The following is a 20592-nucleotide window of genomic DNA, read 5'->3' as shown; positions in this document are numbered from 1 at the left end:
GGCACCGCCACCGAAACCGACACCCTCACCCACGACCTGCGCACCCACGTCGCCCACACCCTCGGCCCCATCGCCAAACCCCAGCGCATCCTGCCCGTCGCCGAACTCCCCAAGACCCGCTCCGGCAAAATCATGCGCCGCCTCCTGCGCGACATCGCCGAAAACCGCCAACTCGGCGACGTCACCACCCTCACCGACACCACCGTCATGGACCTCATCCAAAGCAAACTGCCCAGCGCGGCAAGCGAGGACTGAGCCGGCGGCTGGTACCGAGGGCTCGAGCCGACGCTCACGCCGAGCTCACGACGCTCAACGGCGACAGCCCACTCAGAAGGGGCGCCCCCCCCCGGCGGGGGCGCCCCTTCGGCGCGTGCGCCCGCCGGACCGCCGGTAAAGTGAAACGACACGTCAACAACGCATCAAGAATCTCAGGGCGCGCCGGGAAGTCTGGTCGGCAACAGCACCACCCGTGTTTCCGCAGCCGTGCCGCTCTGGAGGTCCGCGCCCGTGACGAGTCCGCCCCGCCGCTCCATCTTCCTCGGCCGCCTCCCCCTGCCCGAGCGGAACTTCGTGGCGGACGCGCTGCGCACGGAGACCGTCGGCGGCGTCCTCCTGCTGGCGGCGGCGATCGTGGCGCTGGTCCTCGTGAACACCCCGGCCCGCGACGTCTACGAGAACGTGCGCGATTACGCCTTCGGCCCCGCCTCGCTGCATCTTCACCTGTCGGTGGCGAACTGGGCCAAGGACGGCCTGCTGACGATCTTCTTCTTCGTCGCCGGCATCGAGCTCAAGCGAGAACTCGTCGCGGGCGAGCTGCGCAACCCCGCCGCGGCCGCCCTGCCCGTGATCGCCGCGGTCTGCGGAATGGCCGCGCCCGCCGCCGTCTACATCGTCACCAATGTCATGGCAGGGGGTGACCTCAACGGCTGGGCGGTGCCGACGGCGACCGACATCGCGTTCGCCCTGGCCGTGCTGGCCGTGATCGGCACCGGCCTGCCCTCGGCGCTGCGCGCGTTCCTGCTCACGCTCGCCGTCGTCGACGACCTCGGGGCGATCCTCGTCATCGCCGTCTTCTACACCTCGCAACTGCACTACCCGCAGCTCCTCGGCTCGGTGGCGGGACTGGTCCTGTTCTGGTTCCTACTGCGCAAGGAGGTGCACGGCTGGTACGTATACGTGCCCCTGGCACTGGTGATCTGGGCGCTGATGCACGCGAGCGGGGTGCACGCCACGGTCGCCGGCGTCGCCATGGGCCTGATGCTGCGCTGCACCGTCCGCGAGGGCGAGGAGCACTCCCCCGGCGAGCACATCGAGCATGTGGTCAGGCCCCTGTCGGCGGGGCTCGCGGTCCCGGTGTTCGCACTGTGCGCGGCCGGGGTGGCGGTGTCCGGAAGCTCGCTGGGCCAGGTGTTCACCGAGCCGGAGCCGCTGGGCGTCGTCCTCGGGCTGGTGGTCGGCAAGGCCGTCGGCATCTTCAGCGGCTCCTGGCTGGCCGCCCGCTTCACCAGGGCCGAGCTCGGCCCCGAGCTCGCCTGGGCCGATGTCTTCGCCGTGGCCTCCTTGGCCGGGATCGGCTTCACCGTCTCCCTGCTCATTGGTGAGCTGGCCTTCCCGGGCGATCCGGTATTGGTCGAGCGGGTGAAGGCGGCGGTTCTCGTGGGGTCGCTGATCGCCGCCGTGCTGTCGTCGCTCCTGCTGAAGCTGCGCAACAGGAGGTACCGCGAGATCTGCGAGGAGGAGGAGCGGGACGAGGACCACGACGGGATCCCCGACATCTACGAGCGGGACAACCCGGAGTGGCACGCGCGGATGGCGAAGATCTACGCCGCCAAGGCCGAGGAGCACCGGCGGCTGGCGGAGCTCGGCCGCCGCGCCACCGGCACCGGCCCGGACAGCGGCAGCGCCACCGGCACCGGCCCAGGCAACGGCAGCGGCAGCGGCAGCGGCCCAGGCAACGGCACCGACACCGGCACCGAGAGCGGCACCGGCCCGGACAGTGGGAGCCGGAGCGGGAGCGGGAGCGCCGACGGTAGCGCCACCGACGGCGGCAGGAGCACCGGACCTCGCGCGGACCGCGACTGAGCGCCGTCCCCGCCGGGCATTAGGAGGAGTCGGGTAGCCCGGCCCCACGCCCGGAAGGCATGATCAGGGGACAATTCGATGACGGAGATGACGGAGATCCCGATGAGCGTTGCCGAAAGGCCCTCGCAGCCCGTTGACGCCGATGCCCGAACGGACCGCTCTCTGGGGCAACTGGTCGCCGCGGCCACCGCCGAGATGTCCGCTCTGGTGCACGACGAGATCGCCCTGGCGAAGGCGGAGCTGCGCGACGACGTCAAGCGCGTGGGCATCGGAGGCGCGACGATCGGCGTCGGGGCGGTCTTCGCCCTGTTCTCCCTTCCGGTACTGAGCTTCGCCGCCGCCTACGGGATCCACAATCTGGGGCTGGGCCTGGCCTGGTCCTTCCTCATCGTCGGTGGCGCCTTCCTGGTGATCGCGGGTCTGCTGTCGCTGTTCGCCGCCCGTTCGTTCAAGCGGGTCGAGCCCCCGCGGCGCACGATGGAGTCGACCAAGCAGACCGTGGCGACCCTGAAGACGGTCAAGCCGCACGCGGCGGGCGAGCGGTCGTAAACCAGCGGGCGGCCATCATGTGACAGGCTTCAGACATGTCGGTTGCTGAAAGCTCGGTGGTAAGGCTCGACGGCCCGTGGACGCACCGGGACGTCGCGGCGAACGGGGCCCGGTTCCACATCGCCGAAATCGGTGAGGGACCGCTGGTCATGCTGGTGCACGGCTTCCCCCAGTTCTGGTGGACGTGGCGGCACCAGCTGACGGCACTGGCGGACGCCGGGTTCCGGGCGGTGGCGATGGACCTGCGCGGGGTCGGCGGAAGCGACCGCACCCCGCGCGGATACGACCCGGGCAATCTCGCCCTGGACGTGTGCGGGGTGATCCGCTCCCTCGGCGAGCCGGACGCCGCGCTCGTCGGGCACGACCTCGGTGGCTACCTCGCCTGGACCGCGGCCGTGATGCGGCCGAAGCTGATCCGGCGTCTGGCGGTCTGCTCGATGCCGCATCCGCGCCGCTGGCGTTCGGCGATGCTCAAGGACATGCGGCAGACGGCCGCGGGGGCGTACATCATGGGCTTTCAGCGGCCGTGGGTGCCGGAGCGTCAGCTCGCCGCGGACGACGCGGCCCTGGTGGGCAAGCTGATCCGTGAGTGGTCCGGGCCCACGCTTCCCGACGACGAGGCGCTGCGCGTCTACGAGCAGGCGATGCGGATTCCCAGCACCGCGCACTGCTCGATCGAGCCGTTCCGCTGGATGGTGCGCTCGCTGCCGCGGCCGGACGGGGTGCAGTTCTACCGCCGGATGAAGCGCCCCCTGCGGGTGCCGACGCTGCATCTGCACGGGTCACTCGATCCGGTGATGCGCACGCACAGCGCGGCCGGCTCGGGACAGTACGTCGAAGCCCCTTACCGCTGGCGGCTCTTCGACGGTCTTGGCCACTTCCCGCACGAGGAGGACCCGGTCGCGTTCTCCTCCGAGCTGGTGAACTGGCTCAAGGACCCGGAACCCGACCGCTGACGCGGATGTGGTCGCTCAAGCACCGTGAGACGTCCGTGCGTTGCTCGTGAGCCGGTCACACGCCGTTGATTGTCGGATCATGTGCACATAGGTCAGACGCATAGGCCAACTGGTCCCGGCAAGAGCGGTTACCTTCGCCGCGCTGCGGGCACAAGCCCGGGTATGGGCTGGACGCACGACTACCGTGACGTGTCACGCAACCGCCGCCGGATCTCACGCCGCGCGGCCTCGTTGACGACGACAGTGCCGGATCGAACGGCGGACACGGTCGAGGACGACCGTTTCGGCCCGCCGCTCGGTATCTCCCGAATCATCGGCCGGCGGGCCCGCTGGATGACCGCCCGGCTCCGACACGTACGCAACGACTGACGCGTACGTACGCCACGGCCCCGTGCCCCTGCGCAGCGGCCGACGCGTGCCTCACGCCTCAACGCCGTGCGGGCTCGCGGTGTCCAGCGGCGGGTGTCCAGCGGCGGTGTCTACAGGGCGCACCCCTGGGTGTCCGCCCGTCCTCCCGCCAGCCTGCCCCGCTCGGCGTCGACACGCACCTCGTCCGCCGTCAGGGCGTACCCGGTCTGCGAGTCGTCGAGCGACTTGGCGAAGATGACGCCGTACACCTCGCCATTGGGGGCCAGCAGCGGGCCGCCGGAGTTGCCCTGCCGGACGAGGGTGAACAGTGAGAACACATCACGGCGCACCATGCCGCGGTGGTAGATGTCCGGGCCCGACGCCTGGATGCGGCCGCGCACCCGGGCCGCGCGCACATCGAACGCGCCGTTCTCCGGGAATCCCGCCACGATCGCGTCGTCCCGCACACTGGCGTCGCGGTTGGACAGGCGCAGCGCGGGGGCATTGAGCGAGGGCACGTCGAGCACGGCGACATCGCGCTGCCAGTCGTAGAGAACGACCGTGGCGTCGTAGAGCCTGCCCTCGCCGCCGATCTGGACGGTCGGCTCGTCGACGCCGCCGACCACGTGGGCGTTGGTCATCACCCGGTGCGGGGAGTAGACGAAGCCGGTGCCCTCGAGCACCTTGTTGCAACTCGTGGCCGTGCCGACGACCTTCACGATGCTCTGCTTGGCCCGGGCGACGGCCGAGCTCCTGACCAGTGCCGGGTCGGGCGCGGGCACGGAGGTGATGGGCTCGTTCTGGAACGGCTGGAAGACCTGCGGCAGCCCGTTCTGCGCAAGGACGTTGCTGAAGTCGGAGAACCAGGTGTTGGCCTCCTGCGGGATGAGCCTCGACACACCGGTCAGCACCCTGGAGGCACGGACCTCGCGGCCGATGGTCGGCAAGGTGGTGACCGCGAGCGCGGAGCCGATCAGCCAGGCCACGAGGAGCATCGCCAGCACATTGACGAGCGCCCCACCGGTCGCGTCGAGCGCGCGGGCGGGCTGCCAGGTGATGTGCTGGCGCAGCTTGTTGCCCAGATGGGTGGTGAGCGCCTGTCCGACCGACGCGAAGATGATCACGACCAGGACGGCGAGGACGGGCACCACCGAGCCCTGGGCGTCCTGCGTGGTCACCTCTCCCCACACCAGCGGGAGCAGGTAGACCGCGACTATGCCCCCGCCGAGGAAGCCGATCACGGACAGGATGCCCACCACGAAGCCCTGGCGGTATCCGACCACGGCGAACCAGATCGCGGCGAGCAACAGCAGGATGTCCAGCACATTCACAGGCCGCGGCCCTTCTGCCTGAGCCCATCCCGTTGGTCGAGGCGCAGGGCGTCGGCGGACAGGAGTATGTCCCGACCGCGGTCCCACTCACGTTCCAGACCGGAGAAGTGCAGGATCCGGTCGATGATCCCGGCCGTGAACCCCCACACGAGCGTGTCGGCGACCAGAAAGCCGGGCCCCTTGTGTCCACTGGGGTGGCACACCCGCACACGGTTGTCGGGGTCGGTGAGCCGGTCGAGGGGGACCCGGACCACGGCTGCGGTCTCGCGCGCGTCGACGGGCGCCACCGGCGAGGGCCTGCGCCACCAGCCCAGCACCGGGGTGACGACGAAGTCGCTGACCGGGATGTAGAGGCGGGGCAGGACCCCGAAGAGCTGGACGCCCGCCGGGTCGAGCCCGGTCTCCTCCTCGGCCTCGCGCAACGCCGCCCGAAGGGGCCCCTCACCCTCGGGATCGCCGTCCTCGGGGTCGAGGGAGCCGCCGGGGAACGAGGGCTGCCCGGCGTGGGAGCGCAGCGATCTGGCCCGTTCGATCAGGAGCAGATCGGGCCCTTCGGGGCCCTCGCCGAAGAGCACGAGGACGGCAGAGGGCCGCCCCCCGTGCTCGGGGGGCAGGAAGCGGCTCAGCTGCTCGGGCCGGACGGCGCGGGCCGCCTCATCGACCGGACGCAGCCAGTCGGGCAGCCCCTCCGCGGTGAGCGCCACGTCTCCGGCCGTCGTCACTGTGCCCCCAGGGGTGGGGCGGGCGTGCCCGGGTAGTCCGCCGGCGGTTTGAGACGCTGGCCGGGTCGGCCGCCCATCTCGTACTTGAGCAGCTTCTTCGCCTTCTCGGGGTCGGTCTCGCCCTCGCCGTACGAGGGGCACAGATGCGCGATGGGGCAGGCCCCGCAGGCGGGCCTGCGGGAGTGGCACACCCGACGGCCGTGGAATATCACCCGGTGCGAGAGCATGGTCCACTCGCTCTTCGGGAAGAGCTCGCCGACCTCCTTCTCGACCTTGTCCGGGTCCTCCTCGGTGGTCCACCGCCAGCGCCGCACCAGACGGTTGAAGTGGGTGTCGACGGTGATTCCGGGCACCCCGAAGGCATTGCCCAGTACGACATTCGCTGTCTTGCGGCCGACGCCGGGCAGGCTCACGAGGTCCTCGAGGCGGTCCGGCACCGTGCCGTCGAAGCGGTCGCGGAGGGCGGCGGACAGGCCGAGCAGGGACCTGGACTTGGCGCGGAAGAAGCCCGTTGGCTTGATGAGCTCCTCGAGCTCCTCCGGGTCGGCGGCCGCCGTGTCCTCGGGGGTGGGGAACTTCGCGAAGAGCGCGGGGGTGACCTGGTTGACACGCAGGTCGGTGGTCTGCGCGGACAGGACGGTGGCGACGAGGAGCTGGAAGGGGTTCTCGAAGTCGAGCTCGGGGTGGGCGTAGGGGTATGTCTCGGCCAGCTCACGATTGATCCGCCGGGCACGGCGGACCAGGGCGGTGCGGGTCTCGGGTTTCCAGGGCTTGAGGGGGGCGGGGGCGGTCTTGGCCGCCCCCCGCACCGCCGTCTTCTTCGGAGCCGCCTTCTTCGCCGCTGTCTCCTTCGGTGCTGCCTTCTTCGGTGCCGTCTTCTTCACCGGTGTCTTCTTCACCGGTGTCTTCTTCACCGGTGTCTTCTTCACCGCTGTCTTCTTCGCTGCCGCCTTCTTGGGAGCAGACGTCTTCTGGGCGTCGTCGTCCTGAGCCTTCGGCCCCTGTTCGCCCAGAGCTGAATCCACGGCTGCCTCCTTCACCCGAGCGGCGGCGGCCCCATACAAGCGCCTGGCAGGCGCTTCGGGCACCCGGTCAGCCTACGGGTTGGGTACGTCAAGCGGCTGTCAGCAACCGGATCCCGCCCCAAGGTGGCCCCCCTGTGCATTGGCACAGAGCAGCGTAGGTCAAACTTGTTTGTGACTGATCGCACTGTTTTATCGTCGGGCATGATGGGGACCACCCCGCGGCCGGCAAGGAGGACCTCGTGGACGACGTTCTGCGGCGCGCCCCGCTCTTCGCGGCGCTCGACGACGAGCAGGCCGCTGAGCTGCGCGCCTCCATGACGGAGGTAACGCTGGCGCGCGGTGACTCGCTCTTCCACGAAGGCGACCCCGGTGACCGCCTTTATGTGGTCAGCGAGGGCAAGGTGAAGCTTCACCGCACGTCGCCCGACGGCCGCGAGAACATGCTCGCCGTGCTCGGCCCGTCCGAGATGATCGGCGAGCTGTCGCTGTTCGACCCGGGCCCGCGCACCGCCACCGCGACCGCGCTCACCGAGGTCAAGCTCCTCGGCCTGGGACACCAGGACCTGCAGCCCTGGCTGAATGTGCGCCCCGAGGTCGCCGCCGCGCTCCTGCGTGCCGTCGCCCGTCGTCTGCGCCGCACCAACGACATCATGTCCGACCTGGTCTTCTCGGACGTCCCCGGCCGTGTCGCCAAGGCGCTGCTGGACCTGTCGCGCCGCTTCGGCGTGCAGTCCGAGGAGGGCATCCACGTCGTCCACGACCTCACGCAGGAGGAGCTGGCCCAGTTGGTGGGCGCCTCCCGCGAGACCGTGAACAAGGCGCTGGCCGACTTCGCGGGCCGCGGCTGGCTGCGCCTCGAGGCGCGCGCCGTGATCCTGCTGGACGTGGAGCGGCTGGCCAAGCGCTCACGCTGAGCGGCCGGGCCCAACCGGGCCGCCCGACCGGGCCGGGCCGCATGTCGCTCGGCCGCCGGGCCGCTGACGGACAACGCGAAGGGCCCCGGGTACGCACCCGGGGCCCTTCGCGCGTTCTTGTGCCGCAGGTGCCGCAGGCGTCAGATGAGCCCGTGCTCCCGCAGGTAGTCCAGTTGTGCCCGCACCGACAGCTCCGCCGCGGGCCACAGTGCCCGGTCCACGTCCGCGTACACGTGCGCCACCACCTCCCCGGGCGTCGCCCAGCCGCTCTCCACGGCCGTCTCGACCTGCGCCAGCCGCGCCGCCCGATGGGCCAGGTAGAACTCCACGGCCCCCTTCGCGTCGTCCAGCACCGGCCCGTGCCCCGGCAGAACGGTGTCCACGCCACCGTCGACCGCCAGCGCCCGCAGCCGCCGCAGCGAGTCCAGGTAGTCGCCCAGCCGACCGTCCGGGTGCGCCACCATCGTCGTGCCCCGGCCCAGCACCGTGTCGCCGGTCAGTACCGCGGCGTCCGCGGGCAGGTGGAAACAGAGCGAGTCCGACGTATGGCCGGGCGTGGGAACGACCCTCAGCTCCATCCCGCCCGTGGTGATCACATCGCCCGGTGCCAGTCCCTCATCACCGAGCCGCAGCGCCGGATCGAGCGCGCGCACGTTCGTGCCCGTCAGCTCGGCGAACCTGGCCGCGCCCTCGGCATGGTCGTGATGCCCGTGCGTCAGCAGGGTCAGCGCCACCCGCTTGCCCGCGGCGCGCGCCACCTCCACGACGTTGGTGAGGTGCCCCTCGTCCAGCGGACCCGGATCGATGACGACGGCGAGGTCGGAGTCGGGCTCGGCGACGATCCAGGTGTTGGTGCCGTCGAGCGTCATCGGCGACGGGTTCGGGGCGAGCACGCAGGTGGCTCGCGGAGTGACCCGCCCGCCGATCGTCGGCTGGGGCTGTCCGGGAAGCGTGGTGGTCATGAGCGGCCTCGCACGGTCCGGGTGAACTCGCCGTGGCCGGGCCACTCGAGCACGATGTCGTCGCCCTTCAGCCGCGCCTTCGCGAGCACGGGGGTCATGTCCTGGTCCGCGCAGGCCGCGAGGGCTTCCCGCGCGGTGGTGTGGACGGCCAGGGCTCGCAGGGTGGTGATGGTCGGCGGAAGCATCGTCATCTCCCCCGAGTCGTACTGGGCCGCGGCGTCTGCCGGGCGCAGCCACACCGTGCGGTCGGCCTCGCTGGAGACGTCACGGGTGCGCTGGCCCTCCGGGAGCAGGGCGACGAAGAACCAGGTGTCGTAGCGGCGCTCCTCGAATTCCGGGGTTATCCACCGCGCCCAGGCGCCCAGCAGGTCCGAGCGAAGGAGGAGGCCACGCCGGGCCAGGAGTTCGGCGAAGGCGAGTTCATGGGCCACCAGGGCCGCCCGGTCGGCCTCCCAGTCCTCGCCGGTGGTGTCGGCGACGACGGAGTCGGCGTCGGGCCCGGCGAGCAGGACGCCGGACTCCTCGAAGGTCTCTCGGACGGCCGCGCAGACGACGGCCTGCGCCAAGGCGGGTTCACAGCCGAGGCGGGCCGCCCAGGCGTCGGCGTCCGGGCCCGCCCAGCTCAGTGCCTCGTGCTCGTCGCGGGGATCGACCGAACCGCCGGGATACGCGTAGGCGCCCCCCGCGAAGGCCATGGAGGCGCGTCTGCGCAGCAGGTGGACTGCGGGGCCGTCGGGGGTGTCCCGGAGGAGCATGACGGTCGCGGCCCGCCGGGGTACGACGGGCTCCAGTTCTCCGCTGGCGAGCGCCCTGATCCGGTCCGGCCAGGAATCGGGCCACCAGCGTCCGTTCGACCGGCCCTGCGGGGCCCCGGCAGGGGACTCACCGTTCAGCTGTTCGGCTCCCATGTCCGAAGGCTAGCGCCTCGGGGCTGGACCTTGGTCGTGCCCCGAGGCGCCGGTCTCGTGTGAGCTGTGCCCGTGTGAGCTGTGCCCGCCTGAGCCGTGCCCGCGGGAGCTGTGCTGGTGCCGTGTCCGAGTCCGAGTGCGCCGGTCTCAGCCGGCGATCTCGACCTGGAGCTCGATCTCGACGGGCGAGTCCAGCGGCAGGACCGCGACGCCCACGGCGCTACGGGCGTGGATCCCGGCGTCGCCGAGCACCTCGCCGAGCAGCTCGCTGGCACCGTTGATCACACCGGGCTGGCCGGTGAAGTCGGGGGCCGAGGCGACGAAGCCCACGACCTTCACCACGCGCAGCACCTTGTCCAGGTCGCCCACGACGGACTTCACAGCCGCGAGCGCGTTGAGCGCGCAGGTGGCGGCGAGCTCCTTGGCCTGCTCGGGCGTGACCTCGGCGCCGACCTTGCCGGTGGCGGGCAGCGAGCCGGCCACGAAGGGCAGCTGGCCCGCGGTGAAGACGTAGGAGCCGGAACGCACGGCCGGGACATACGCGGCCAGCGGCGCCGCCACCTCGGGCAGCTCGAGTCCGAGAGACGCGATCTTCTGCTCGACGCCGCTCATGCCTGCTTCTCACGCTTGAGGTAGGCGACCAGCTGCTCGGGGTTGTTGGGTCCGGGGACGACCTGGACGAGCTCCCAGCCGTCCTCGCCCCACGTGTCCAGGATCTGCTTGGTCGCGTGCACCAGAAGCGGCACCGTGGCGTACTCGTACTTGGTCATGGGGTGATGCTAATGGCCCTGCGGGGGCTAGTTGCGCAGCAGGAGGGTCGACAGCGCGAAGACGGCGGCCAGCGCGAGCGCGGCGCCTCCGTGGAGCAGGCGGTGGGCGCGGAGGAAGGGCAGCATCCGGTCGACGGCGAAGCGTCCGGGCCCGGCCAGCGCGAGGGCGGCGGCGCCCGCGAGGATGAGCAACGGGAACTCGTATCCGCCGACGAGTCCGTGGCCCTTCTCGATCCAGACGACGTTGATCATCGTCCCGGCGACGGCGGCACCGGCGAGCGGGGTGAGCAGGCCGAGAACGAGCCCGAGGCCGCCGAGGGACTCGGAGAGCCCGGCGATGACGGCCATCGTGCGCCCGGAGGGGTAACCCAGCGAGCTGAAGAACTGCCCGGTGCCGTCTATGCCGCCACCGTCGAACCATCCGAACAGCTTCTGACTGCCGTGGGCGGCAATGGTGAGCCCGAGGACGAGTCGCAGGACCAGCAGACCGGCGTCGTAGGCGTGGGGCGGAGCGGAGTGGGGGGCGGCGGTGAGGGTGGGACTGGAGTTGGCCATGGGGGGCTCCTGGGATCGAGGGATCTCATCGGAGGAAACATCTTGCCAGACAGCAGTTTAAAGGTCACCTAAGCTCGGCCCAGAACACCCCGGTTCAGGGCCGGCGGCATGCGGGAACTCCGGCGGCATGCGGGAACACGGACCCGCCCGTCGGCCTCAACCGCGGCGGCCACGGGCCGGCCTCAGCCGGACGCCGAGCCGACCGCGGCGCGGTCGAGGCCGCGCCGCCCGTCCCTACCTCCGGGCCTCGGTCCCTGGACCGCCCCGAGCCAGAGCCCTCGGCCCGACCGCACGTGACCGCGGCCCACCACACCGACCGACCCCAGCTCGCCCCCGTTCCCTTCCCCTCCCGTGTCCGGCCCCTCCCGTGTCCGGGCCCTCCCGTGTCCGGCCCCTCCCCCCAGCTCGCCCCCGTTCCCTCCCCCTCCCGTGTCCCGGCCCCTCCCGTGTCCGGGCCCTCCCGTGTCCGGCCCCTCCCCCCAGCTCGCCCCCGTTCCCTCCCCCTCCCGTGTCCCGGCCCCTCCCGTGTCCCGGCCGCGCCGCTCCTCTCCCTCTCCACACCCCGCTCCCTGTCCGGCCGCGCCGCCCCTGTCCCTCTCCACACCCCCGCTCCGTCTCCACACCGCCGCGAAGCCCGCCCCCAGGCGCCCCCACCCCACCCCGAACGAAGATCCGGGCCAAACGGCCGCCCCGGCCGAGAGGGGCACCGACATATCCGGGGCCGGTCCTGGTTAGGCTCACGACGTGAGTCGGATCGAGGAAGACCGCAACGGCCACGCTCCCGACTGGGAGGGAGTGCGGCTCCACGTCGTCAGCGGCAAGGGCGGCACCGGCAAGACCACCGCCGCCGCGGCGCTTGCCCTTGGCCTGGCCGCCGAGGGCCGCCGCACCCTGCTCATCGAGGTGGAAGGCCGCCAGGGCATCGCCCAGCTCTTCGAGCAGGAGGCCCTGCCCTACGAGGAGCGCAGGATCGCCGCCGCCCCGGGCGGCGGCGAGGTGTTCGCGCTGGCCATCGACCCCGAACTGGCACTGCTCGACTACCTCGAGATGTTCTACAAGCTCGGTCGCGCCGGAAAGGCGCTCAAGAAGCTCGGCGCCATCGATTTCGCCACCACCATCGCCCCGGGCCTGCGCGACGTCCTCCTCACCGGCAAGGCCTGCGAGGCCGTCCGCCGCAAGGACAAGAGCGGGCGCCGCATCTACGACGCCGTCGTCATGGACGCGCCGCCCACCGGCCGCATCACCCGCTTCCTCAACGTCAACACCGAGGTCGCCGGCCTGGCCCGCTTCGGCCCCATCCACAACCAGGCCCAGGCCGTGATGCGCGTCCTGCGCTCCCCCGAGACCGCCGTGCACCTGGTCACCCTCCTCGAGGAGATGCCGGTCCAGGAAACGGTCGACGGCTTCACCGAACTACGGGCCGCGGGACTCCCCGTGGGCGGGGTGGTGGTGAACATGGTCCGGCCGGGCATCCTCGACGACAGCGCGGTCCGGGCGGTGGAGAACGGGAGCCGGCAGGCCGTGGCCAAGGCCCTGTCCGGTGCGGGACTCGGCGGCGCCAGCCGCGGCGCGGCGGCCGAGCGCCTGGTCACCCCGCTCCTCGAACAGGCCCGCGAGCATGCCGAACGCCTCGTGCTGGAGCGGCAGGAGCGCGCCGAGCTCGCCGAACTGGGCCTGCCGACGTACGAGCTGGAACTGCTCGGCGAGGGCGTCGACCTCGGCGGGCTCTACCGGCTGGCGGGGGCCCTGCGGGACCAGGGAATGGCGTGAGCCGACGGTGAGGGGACACACGGTGAGGGGACAGAGGGGCACGGCGTGACCGACAGTCTGGGTGTGAGCGCGTTGGACATCGACCCCCTGCTGGACGACGAGCAGACCCGCATCGTGGTGTGCTGCGGCTCGGGCGGCGTCGGCAAGACCACGACGGCCGCGGCGCTCGGCGTACGCGCGGCCGAGCGCGGCCGCAAGGTCGTCGTGCTGACCATCGACCCGGCCCGCCGCCTCGCCCAGTCCATGGGCCTGAGCGAGCTGGACAACACCCCTCGCCGGGTCGATGGCATCGGCGACGAGGCGGGCGGCGAACTGCACGCGATGATGCTCGACATGAAGCGGACGTTCGACGAGATCGTCCTGACCCACGCCGACCGGGACCGCGCCCGGATGATCCTGGAGAACCCGTTCTACCAGTCGCTGTCCGCCGGGTTCGCCGGTACCCAGGAGTACATGGCGATGGAGAAGCTGGGGCAGTTGCGCGCCAGGGGCGAGTGGGACCTGATCGTCGTCGACACCCCGCCGAGCCGGTCGGCGCTGGACTTCCTGGACGCGCCGCAGCGGATGAGCTCGTTCCTGGACGGCAGGTTCATCAAGGTGCTGATGGCGCCCGCGAAGGTCGGCGGCCGGGGCGCGATGAAGTTCCTCAACGTGGGGATGAGCATGATGACCGGCGCCCTCAACAAGGTGCTGGGCGCCCATGTGCTTCAGGACGTGCAGACGTTCGTGGCGGCGATGGACACGATGTTCGGCGGTTTCCGGGAACGCGCGGACAAGACGTACCGGTTGCTCCAGGCACCGGGCACGGCCTTCCTCGTGGTGGCCGCTCCTGAGAAGGACGCGCTGCGCGAGGCCGCGTACTTCGTCGAGCGGCTGGCCGACGAGCGGATGCCGCTCGCCGGGCTCGTGCTGAACCGGGTGCACGGCAGTGGGGCTCCCCAGCTCACCGCGGAGCGGGCCCTGGCGGCGGCCGAGGCCCTCGAAGAGGCCGCCGGAGTGGCCGTTGACACATCAACCATCGCTCCCAGCAGGGCGGTTGACCCAGACCCGGAAAATCAAGAAACCGGGGGTATTAAGGATCGCCCACGAGGGAAAGCTGGAGGGCGAGCGCACGGCGCCGCCCGTTCCGCTTCCTCTCCCGAAGCAAGTGCCCCCCTCACCGCCCCCGAGATCTCTCCCGAGTCCCTGCGGGACGAGCAGTCCCCCGAATCGAACAGCTCGCCCAACGGCTCGCAGAACACCCCGCACAGGAACAGCTCAAGTGCCCACAACCCGGGCGCCCACGGTCCGGAGAGCCCGGACCTCATCGCCGCCGGGCTCCTTCGCCTGCACGCCGAGCGTATGCAGGTGGTGGCGAGGGAGCGGCGCACGAGGGACCGTTTCTTCTCCGTGCACCCGGAGGTCCCGGTGGTCGAGGTGGCCGCGCTGCCGGGCGATGTGCACGACTTGGACGGCCTGCGCGCCATCGGCGAGAAGCTCGCCGCGGGCTGACGCCACAAGCGCCGCGTGTGACCGCAGGCCCGTCCGGACGCGCTCCCCCGCGCGCACTGCACTTCGACTACTCGCGCCCCACGCCCTTACGCACATCGCACGCCTCGCGCGCTTCCGCACGCCTTCGCGCGACACGCCTTCTCACGACCTCGTACGTACGCTTCCGCCAACCTCGGCCAACGGCCTTGGCGCTGCGCCCAATGCCCTCAGCCGCCATCGCTCTCGGCCGCCAAAGCCCTCGGCCGAGCGCCCTGGCCAAACGCCTTGAGCCAACGCCTGGGCCTGGACCTGGACCTGCGGCAACGCCTGAGCCAGCGGCAACGCCTGAGCCCGGGCCAACGCCTGAGCCCGGGCCAACGCCTGGGCCCGGGCCAACGCCTGGGCCAATACCCAGGCCGATGCCTTGGCTCAGCCGGCCTCGGCGAAGTCATGGTCGAGCGGCAAGGTGCTGCGCTCGTACTCCGTGCGCGCTGTCTCGAGGAGGCGGCGCCACGAGGTGACAAGGGGGCGCCGACGCAGCAGCGCCCTGCGCTCCCGTTCTGTCATTCCGCCCCAGACGCCGAACTCGACGCGGTTGTCGAGGGCGTCCGCCAGGCACTCGGTCCGCACCGGGCAGCCGGTGCACACCGCTTTCGCCCTGTTCTGTGCCGCCCCCTGGACGAACAGCTCGTCCGGATCGCTCGTGCGGCACGCTGCCTGCGTACTCCAGTCGGTAACCCAGCTCATGCTGGCGCCGTCCTCTCCCGAATCGAGGCTCCCCCACGGCGGCAACGGCATATTCGCCGTTGCCACTCGGGACGTTACGGAAGAGAGGTACGTCGCAACAGCCCCCCGGTGCTCAATCTTCGATGGCCCGAACGGACTATGCGTGCGCGGCAGATAACCCACCGGAGTGATCCGCAGGCAAACCACACGTACCGGACAAATAAACACTGCCTCGCGGCCCACCGACCGTGTCCGCCTGGCATATGACAGGAATTCGGTCACTCCTCATCACCCACAAGAGTGAAGATGATGAGCGGACGCATCCGGTCCGGGCGCGACTGCTTACCCAAGAGTAAGGGAACACGTGGTCCCATGTCCGGCGAACGGCAACGTAGGCTGACCCCCATGGCTTACAAGCGGTCGGGCGGTGGGCGCGGAGCAGCCCAGCAAGCCGTCAACTTCGTGGGGATCAGCGTTCTCGCGGGGGTGGTCCTCGCGGGCCTCGCGCTGCCCGCGGTCGGCGCCATGGGCCTCGGCGTCAAGAACACGGCCCAGGGCTTCGACGAACTCCCCGGCGAGCTCAAGCGCCCAGCACTCAGCCAGGCGTCGCACATCCTCGACGCGGACGGTGGCGAGATCGCCACCGTCTTCTCGCGCGACCGCACGATCGTCCCCCTCAAGGACGTCGCGCCGGTCATGCGCAAGGCGATAGTCGCCATCGAGGACTACCGCTTCTACAAGCACGGCGCCGTCGACCCCAAGGGTGTCCTGCGCGCGCTCAGCAAGAACGCCGAGTCCGGCGACGTCTCCCAGGGCGCGTCCACACTCACCCAGCAGTACGTGAAGAACGTCTTCATCGAGGAGGCGGGCGACGACCCCGACGCGGTCGCGCAGGCCACCCAGCAGACCATCGGCCGCAAGATCAAAGAGCTGAAGTACGCGATACAGCTGGAGCAGGAGCTCGGCAAGAAGCAGATCCTGGAGAACTACCTCAACATCACGTTCTTCGGGCAGCAGGCGTACGGGGTCCAGGCCGCCGCCAAGCGCTACTTCAGCAAGTCGGCCAAGGACCTGACCCTTCCCCAGGCGGCGATGCTGGCCGGACTCGTCCAGTCCCCCAGCCGCTACGACCCGATCAACGACGAGGTCGAGGCCAAGAAGCGGCGCAACACGGTCATCCAGCGCATGTACGAGGTCGGTGACATCACCGAGGCGCAGGCCGAGGCCGCGAAGAAGAAGCCGCTGGGCCTCAATGTGACCAGGAGCCGCAACGGGTGCATCACCGCCGTCCACGGCGCCGGCTTCTTCTGCGACTACGTGCGTGAGGTCTTCCTCGACGACCCGACGTTCGGCAAGTCCAAGAAGCTGCGCGTCAAGCGCTGGAACGAGGGCGGTCTGACGATCAGGACCACCCTGGACCCGCAGGCGCAGAAGTCCGTCCAGGCATCGATCAGGCGGCACGTCTACCGCAGCGACCCGGTGGCCACCGCGGTGACCCTCGTCGAACCCGGCACCGGCAAGATCCTTGCCATGGGCCAGAGCCGTCCCTACGGCTTCGCCTCCAACCAGACCCAGATCAACTACTCCGTCGACCGCTCCGCAGGCGGAGGAGCGGGCTACCAGCCCGGATCGACGTTCAAGCCGTTCACCGCGGCCGCCGCGCTCGAAGAGGGCATGAGCGCGGGCAAGACCTACCCCTCGCCCTACGAGATGCCGTATCCCTCGGTCAGCGACTGCGCGGGGAACAACTACCCGGGCACGGGCACCGTTCCCAACGAGAGCCGCCAAGAGGTCGGACCGTACGGGATGCCCGACGCGATGAAGAAGTCCGTCAACACCTACTTCGTCTCCCTCGAGGCCGACGTGGGCCTGTGCAACGTCATGCAGATGACCAGGAAGCTCGGCATCGCGAAGCGCGCCGGCGGCGAGAAGCTCGGCATCGGCGCCGCCTACACCCTCGGCGTCAACGAGATGTCCCCGCTGACCATGGCGAGCGCGTACGCGACCTTCGCCAACCGCGGGACGTACTGCGAGCCGCGCGCGATCCTGGCGGTCCGCGACGCCAAGGGCAAGAGCCTGCGCGTGCCGAGGACCAGTTGCCGGCAGGCCATGTCCACGCAGACCGCCGACACCATCAACACCATGCTCAAGGGCGTCGTCGACTTCGGTACGGGTGCGCAGGCCGGTCTCACCGACCGCGACAGCGCGGGCAAGACCGGTACGACCGACTTCCGCTACGCCGCCTGGTTCGTGGGCTACACCCCCAACATGGCCGCGGCCGTGTGGGTGGGCGACCCCAAGCACGAGCGCAAGATGATCAACATCACCATAGGCGGCCGGTACCACGGCAAGGTCTTCGGCGCCGACACCCCCGCCCCGATCTGGCGCGACGCCGTCAGCGGAGCGCTGGTGGGCAAGCCGGTGGAGACCTTCAACACCGTCCCGCTGCCCCGCCCGCACCACAGCAAGAAGCCCGACGAGGACGACGACAACGGGGACAACGGCGGCAACGACAACGGCGGGAACGACAACGGCGGGAACGACAACGGCGGGAACGACGGGGACAATGGCCATGGCCACCACCACCCGCGCCCGCGCCCCAGCTTCACCCTCCCGCCCGGCGTGATCGGCGGGAACGACGGCGGAAACACCACCGGCGGCTGAGCGGGACCGTCGCTCACGCCCGCTGAACACGAAGGGGCGGCCTCCCCGAGGGGGCCGCCCCTTCTCCGTCTTCTCTCGCCCTGTCTCGTCCTGTCTCGCCCTGTGCGGTCAGCTACCGAGCTGACGCTTGACCTCGGCGGCCACCCGGCCGCCCTCGGCCCGGCCGGCGACTTTGGGGCTCACAATCTTCATGATCGCGCCCATCGCCCGCGGCCCCTCGGCGCCGCCCGCCGCGGCCTCCTTCACCGACTCGGCCACGATCGCGGCCAGCTCCTCGTCGCCGAGCTGCTTGGGCAGGTAGTCGGCCAGCACCTCGCCCTCCGCCCGCTCCCTGGCCGCGGACTCGGCACGTCCGCCCTTCTCGAAGGCCTCGGCGGCCTCACGCCGCTTCTTCGCCTCCCGGGCGATCACCTTCCGCACCTCCTCGTCGGACAGCTGACGTGCCTGGGTGCCCGCCACCTCCTCGGTGGTGATGGCGGAAAGCGTCAGCCGGAGCGTGGACGAGCGAAGCTCGTCGCGCTCCCGGATGGCCGCAGTGAGGTCCTCCTGCAGGCGGGACTTAAGCGTGGTCATGGGTACGAGTCTGCCAGCACCCCGACTCTGCCTCCCACGCCATTTCTGCGACCATAGGGGAATGCGAGCGCTGTATGGAGTACCTCTGGGGATCGCCGCGGCCGGAGCCGCCGCAATCACGTACGCCGCCGGGTACGAGGCCCGCGCCTTCAGACTCCGCCGGATCGAGGTCCCCGTCCTGCCCTCCGGCACGCGTCCCCTGCGCATCCTCCAGGTCTCGGACATCCACTTCGTCTCCGGCCAGCGCAAGAAACAGCGGTGGCTGCACACCCTCGCCGGGCTGCGCCCGGACTTCGTGGTCAACACGGGCGACAACCTCTCCGACCCCAGCGCCGTCCCCGAGGTCCTGGACGCCCTCGGGCCGCTGATGCAGTTCCCCGGCGCGTACGTCTTCGGGTCCAACGACTACTACGGCCCCCAGCTGCGCAACCCGGCCCGCTACATCACCGCCCGCATCAGCGGCAAGCACGGCACCAACGGCAACAAGCCCATCACCGGTGCCCTCCACAACCCCTGGACGGACCTGCGCGACGGCTTCGACACGGCGGGCTGGGCCAACCTCACCAACACCAGGGGGCGCCTCAAGCTCGACGACCTCGAGGTCGAGCTGACCGGCCTGGACGACCCCCACATCAAGCGGGACCGCTACGAGGAGGTCGCCGGAGGCCCCGACGCGTCCGCCGACCTCTCCCTGGCCGTCGTGCACGCCCCCTACCTGCGGGTTCTCGACGCCTTCACAGCCGATCGGTACCCCTTGATCCTGGCCGGCCACACCCACGGCGGCCAGCTGCGCGTCCCCTTCCACGGCGCCCTCGTCACCAACTGCGACATCGACCCGGACCGCGCCCGCGGCCTGTCCACCCACGAGGCGGAGGGCCACCGCTCCTACCTCCACGTCTCGGCGGGCTGCGGCACCAACCGCTACACCCCGGTCCGCTTCGCCTGCTACCCGGAGGCCACCCTCCTGACCCTGACCCCCCGCCGTTCCCCCCGCTGACCCGGCGAAAACCGGATTTCGCCCAGGCCGAGCGGTCCGCTAGAGTAGTCCTCGGTGCTTCGGGGTGTAGCGCAGCTTGGCAGCGCGCTTCGTTCGGGACGAAGAGGTCGTGGGTTCAAATCCCGCCACCCCGACAGAGAAACACCAGGTCAGGCTCGGTGCTGAGAGATCAGCATCGGGCCTGATTTGCTTTGCGGCCCCGTTTTGGGAGCCATTTGGGAGCCGGCTTCGGGGAGCGGCCTCCCGGCGGCTCCCAGCGAGTGGCGTTCCGTCTTCGAGCACGCCGTGCGCCGGGGGCGCCCCGCAAGAGTCACCCACGGCTTGTGCCGAGGAGACCACAGGCGGTACGACGATAGACATGCACCGGTGGTCTCCTTTAATGGCCGGCAGCCCGCCGCTCCTCACTCGCATCGGGGCGGAACCGACCCCGTCACGTGGGACAGTCCCGAGCTCGCTCTCACCGCCCGCGCGCTCAAGGAACGGCGCCTGATCACCATGCCCAAGCAGAATGGGAAGTGGCAGGCGGAGATCACTGACGCAGGAAGCTTCTACCTGGAGCACGGGCATCATCCGGACCGTCCCGTGCAGGCTCCACGCAGACCTCGTTCAGCGGCAACAGCAGCCGAGGCGCCGACCGCCTCTCACCCATAGCAGGACGCCACTCCCCCACTGAAGACGAAGCCTCCCGCGCAGCGTGCCGCGAAGCCCCTGCGGCCCTCACCGGCGGAAGTCGGCGCGGCACTGATCACACAGGTACAGGTGCTGGGAGTTCGTGACTTCGGGTGCGGCGGGCCATTGTGCAAGACGATGTGCAACTCGATGTCTGGTCGGCGGAACTGGAAGAACTGCTCGTGCGTATTGGCCGCCGGTTCGGGCGGAGTGGACTTACGGCGGCGGATGCGAGCCTATGTGCACACGGCCTGCTCGGGCCGGTGGGCCGGAAGAATAGCTGGCAGTTGGCCGAGCATGCCGGTCACGGCACTCCCGCCGGGTTGCAGCATCTGCTGAGCCGGGCCTGCTGGAACCCCGACGAGATACGCGACGACCTGCAAGAATACGTCGCTGAGAAGCTCGGGACCTCGATGGGAGTGCTCATTGTCGACGACACCGGCTTTCTCAAGAAAGGCACCGTCTCGGCCGGGGTCCAGCGGCAGTACTCCGGCACCGCCGGGGCCTGTAATTGAATAACTGAGCTTTTTCAGCGCGGTCACTGATCGGGTGACGGAATCGACGCCCGCAACGCACGCGGCTCCCGTGCCGTTGGGGGAGG

At 70.5% G+C, this 20592-nt stretch carries 19 protein-coding genes, 1 tRNA gene and 1 pseudogene; 11 read left to right on the top strand and 10 right to left on the bottom strand.

The genetic code is table 11. From position 1 onward, the window contains the following. The 4 genes from IEY86_RS34215 to IEY86_RS34200 form a co-directional block, all read left to right on the top strand. The coding region (locus tag IEY86_RS34215) for an AMP-binding enzyme (protein WP_444545858.1) at nt 1-255 on the top strand (255 nt) is incomplete at its 5' end. A gap of 252 nt (nt 256-507) precedes the next feature. Next, nucleotides 508-2082 carry a Na+/H+ antiporter NhaA gene (nhaA, locus tag IEY86_RS34210; protein WP_189135805.1) on the top strand — a complete coding sequence of 525 codons (1575 nt, stop codon included), beginning with the start codon at nt 508-510 and terminating at the stop codon, nt 2080-2082. Between the two features lie 102 nt (nt 2083-2184). Beyond that, on the top strand, nt 2185-2631 hold the full coding sequence (locus tag IEY86_RS34205; protein WP_189135804.1) for a phage holin family protein: 447 nt from the start codon (nt 2185-2187) through the stop codon (nt 2629-2631). 35 nt (nt 2632-2666) lie between these two features. Beyond that, nucleotides 2667-3587 carry an alpha/beta fold hydrolase gene (locus IEY86_RS34200; RefSeq protein ID WP_189135803.1) on the top strand — a complete coding sequence of 307 codons (921 nt, stop codon included), beginning with the start codon at nt 2667-2669 and terminating at the stop codon, nt 3585-3587. A gap of 479 nt (nt 3588-4066) precedes the next feature. On the opposite strand, the gene IEY86_RS34195 is transcribed toward IEY86_RS34200, so the two are convergent. From IEY86_RS34195 to nth, 3 genes are read right to left on the bottom strand one after another with little or no spacing between them, the layout of a single operon-like run. Continuing rightward, nucleotides 4067-5266 carry a MarP family serine protease gene (locus tag IEY86_RS34195; protein WP_189135802.1) on the bottom strand — a complete coding sequence of 400 codons (1200 nt, stop codon included), beginning with the start codon at nt 5264-5266 and terminating at the stop codon, nt 4067-4069. Beyond that, nucleotides 5263-5988 (bottom strand): NUDIX hydrolase, encoded by a 726-nt coding sequence (locus IEY86_RS34190; RefSeq protein ID WP_189135801.1) that lies wholly within the window; start codon nt 5986-5988, stop codon nt 5263-5265. Before IEY86_RS34190 ends, IEY86_RS34195 begins: the two co-directional genes overlap by 4 nt. After that, complete coding sequence (nth, locus tag IEY86_RS34185; protein WP_229699013.1) at nt 5985-7013, bottom strand: endonuclease III; 1029 nt, start codon at nt 7011-7013, stop codon at nt 5985-5987. The genes IEY86_RS34190 and nth overlap by 4 nt, the downstream gene beginning before the upstream one ends. Nucleotides 7014-7252: 239 nt before the next feature. On the opposite strand from nth, the gene IEY86_RS34180 reads away from it, so the two are divergent. After that, nucleotides 7253-7927 carry a Crp/Fnr family transcriptional regulator gene (locus IEY86_RS34180; RefSeq protein WP_189135800.1) on the top strand — a complete coding sequence of 225 codons (675 nt, stop codon included), beginning with the start codon at nt 7253-7255 and terminating at the stop codon, nt 7925-7927. Between the two features lie 140 nt (nt 7928-8067). Here the strand turns inward: IEY86_RS34180 and IEY86_RS34175 are convergent, their stop codons facing one another. From IEY86_RS34175 to IEY86_RS34155, 5 genes are all read right to left on the bottom strand, one after another. Then, the gene (locus IEY86_RS34175; RefSeq protein ID WP_189135799.1) at nt 8068-8889 is read right to left on the bottom strand and encodes an MBL fold metallo-hydrolase; all 822 of its coding nucleotides are present in this window, start codon (nt 8887-8889) and stop codon (nt 8068-8070) included. Then, nucleotides 8886-9797: an NUDIX hydrolase gene (locus tag IEY86_RS34170; protein ID WP_189135798.1), complete on the bottom strand. Its 912-nt coding sequence runs from the start codon at nt 9795-9797 to the stop codon at nt 8886-8888. Before IEY86_RS34170 ends, IEY86_RS34175 begins: the two co-directional genes overlap by 4 nt. A 147-nt stretch (nt 9798-9944) precedes the next feature. Beyond that, nucleotides 9945-10409 (bottom strand): RidA family protein, encoded by a 465-nt coding sequence (locus IEY86_RS34165; protein ID WP_189135797.1) that lies wholly within the window; start codon nt 10407-10409, stop codon nt 9945-9947. Next, a complete protein-coding gene (gene sp36 / locus IEY86_RS34160; RefSeq protein WP_018386146.1) occupies nt 10406-10567 on the bottom strand; it encodes a Sp36 family protein in 162 nt (53 codons plus the stop codon). The genes IEY86_RS34165 and sp36 overlap by 4 nt, the downstream gene beginning before the upstream one ends. Before the next feature lie 27 nt (nt 10568-10594). Further along, a complete protein-coding gene (locus tag IEY86_RS34155; protein ID WP_189135796.1) occupies nt 10595-11122 on the bottom strand; it encodes a DoxX family protein in 528 nt (175 codons plus the stop codon). Between the two features lie 753 nt (nt 11123-11875). Here IEY86_RS34155 and bagA point away from each other — a divergent pair. Both bagA and bagB read left to right on the top strand, forming a co-directional pair. Continuing rightward, on the top strand, nt 11876-12892 hold the full coding sequence (bagA, locus tag IEY86_RS34150; RefSeq protein ID WP_229699015.1) for an ATPase BagA: 1017 nt from the start codon (nt 11876-11878) through the stop codon (nt 12890-12892). 45 nt (nt 12893-12937) lie between these two features. Then, nucleotides 12938-14383, top strand: a complete 1446-nt coding sequence (bagB, locus tag IEY86_RS34145) for an ATPase BagB (protein ID WP_189135795.1) — start codon at nt 12938-12940, stop codon at nt 14381-14383. Between the two features lie 408 nt (nt 14384-14791). Here bagB and IEY86_RS34140 read toward each other — a convergent pair whose 3' ends face one another. Beyond that, nucleotides 14792-15109 (bottom strand): WhiB family transcriptional regulator, encoded by a 318-nt coding sequence (locus IEY86_RS34140; RefSeq protein ID WP_189135794.1) that lies wholly within the window; start codon nt 15107-15109, stop codon nt 14792-14794. A gap of 384 nt (nt 15110-15493) precedes the next feature. Between IEY86_RS34140 and IEY86_RS34135 the strand changes: the two genes are divergently transcribed. After that, nucleotides 15494-17752, top strand: a complete 2259-nt coding sequence (locus tag IEY86_RS34135) for a transglycosylase domain-containing protein (protein ID WP_189135793.1) — start codon at nt 15494-15496, stop codon at nt 17750-17752. Nucleotides 17753-17860: 108 nt separating this feature from the next. Here IEY86_RS34135 and IEY86_RS34130 read toward each other — a convergent pair whose 3' ends face one another. Then, nucleotides 17861-18325, bottom strand: a complete 465-nt coding sequence (locus IEY86_RS34130; RefSeq protein ID WP_189135792.1) for a GatB/YqeY domain-containing protein — start codon at nt 18323-18325, stop codon at nt 17861-17863. Between the two features lie 61 nt (nt 18326-18386). Here IEY86_RS34130 and IEY86_RS34125 point away from each other — a divergent pair, with 61 nt between their 5' ends. The 3 genes and pseudogenes from IEY86_RS34125 to IEY86_RS34115 form a co-directional block, all read left to right on the top strand. Beyond that, nucleotides 18387-19322: a metallophosphoesterase gene (locus tag IEY86_RS34125; protein WP_189135791.1), complete on the top strand. Its 936-nt coding sequence runs from the start codon at nt 18387-18389 to the stop codon at nt 19320-19322. A gap of 60 nt (nt 19323-19382) precedes the next feature. Beyond that, a tRNA-Pro gene (locus IEY86_RS34120) sits at nt 19383-19456 on the top strand. 723 nt (nt 19457-20179) lie between these two features. Then, nucleotides 20180-20494: pseudogene (locus IEY86_RS34115) on the top strand (transposase); the annotation flags it as partial. Between the last annotated feature and the right edge of the window lie 98 nt (nt 20495-20592).

This window comes from Wenjunlia tyrosinilytica (assembly GCF_014646055.1).
Lineage (GTDB): Bacteria > Actinomycetota > Actinomycetes > Streptomycetales > Streptomycetaceae > Wenjunlia > Wenjunlia tyrosinilytica.
Note: the sequence above shows the minus strand (reverse complement) of the source record. Positions and strands in the feature narration are given on the sequence as shown.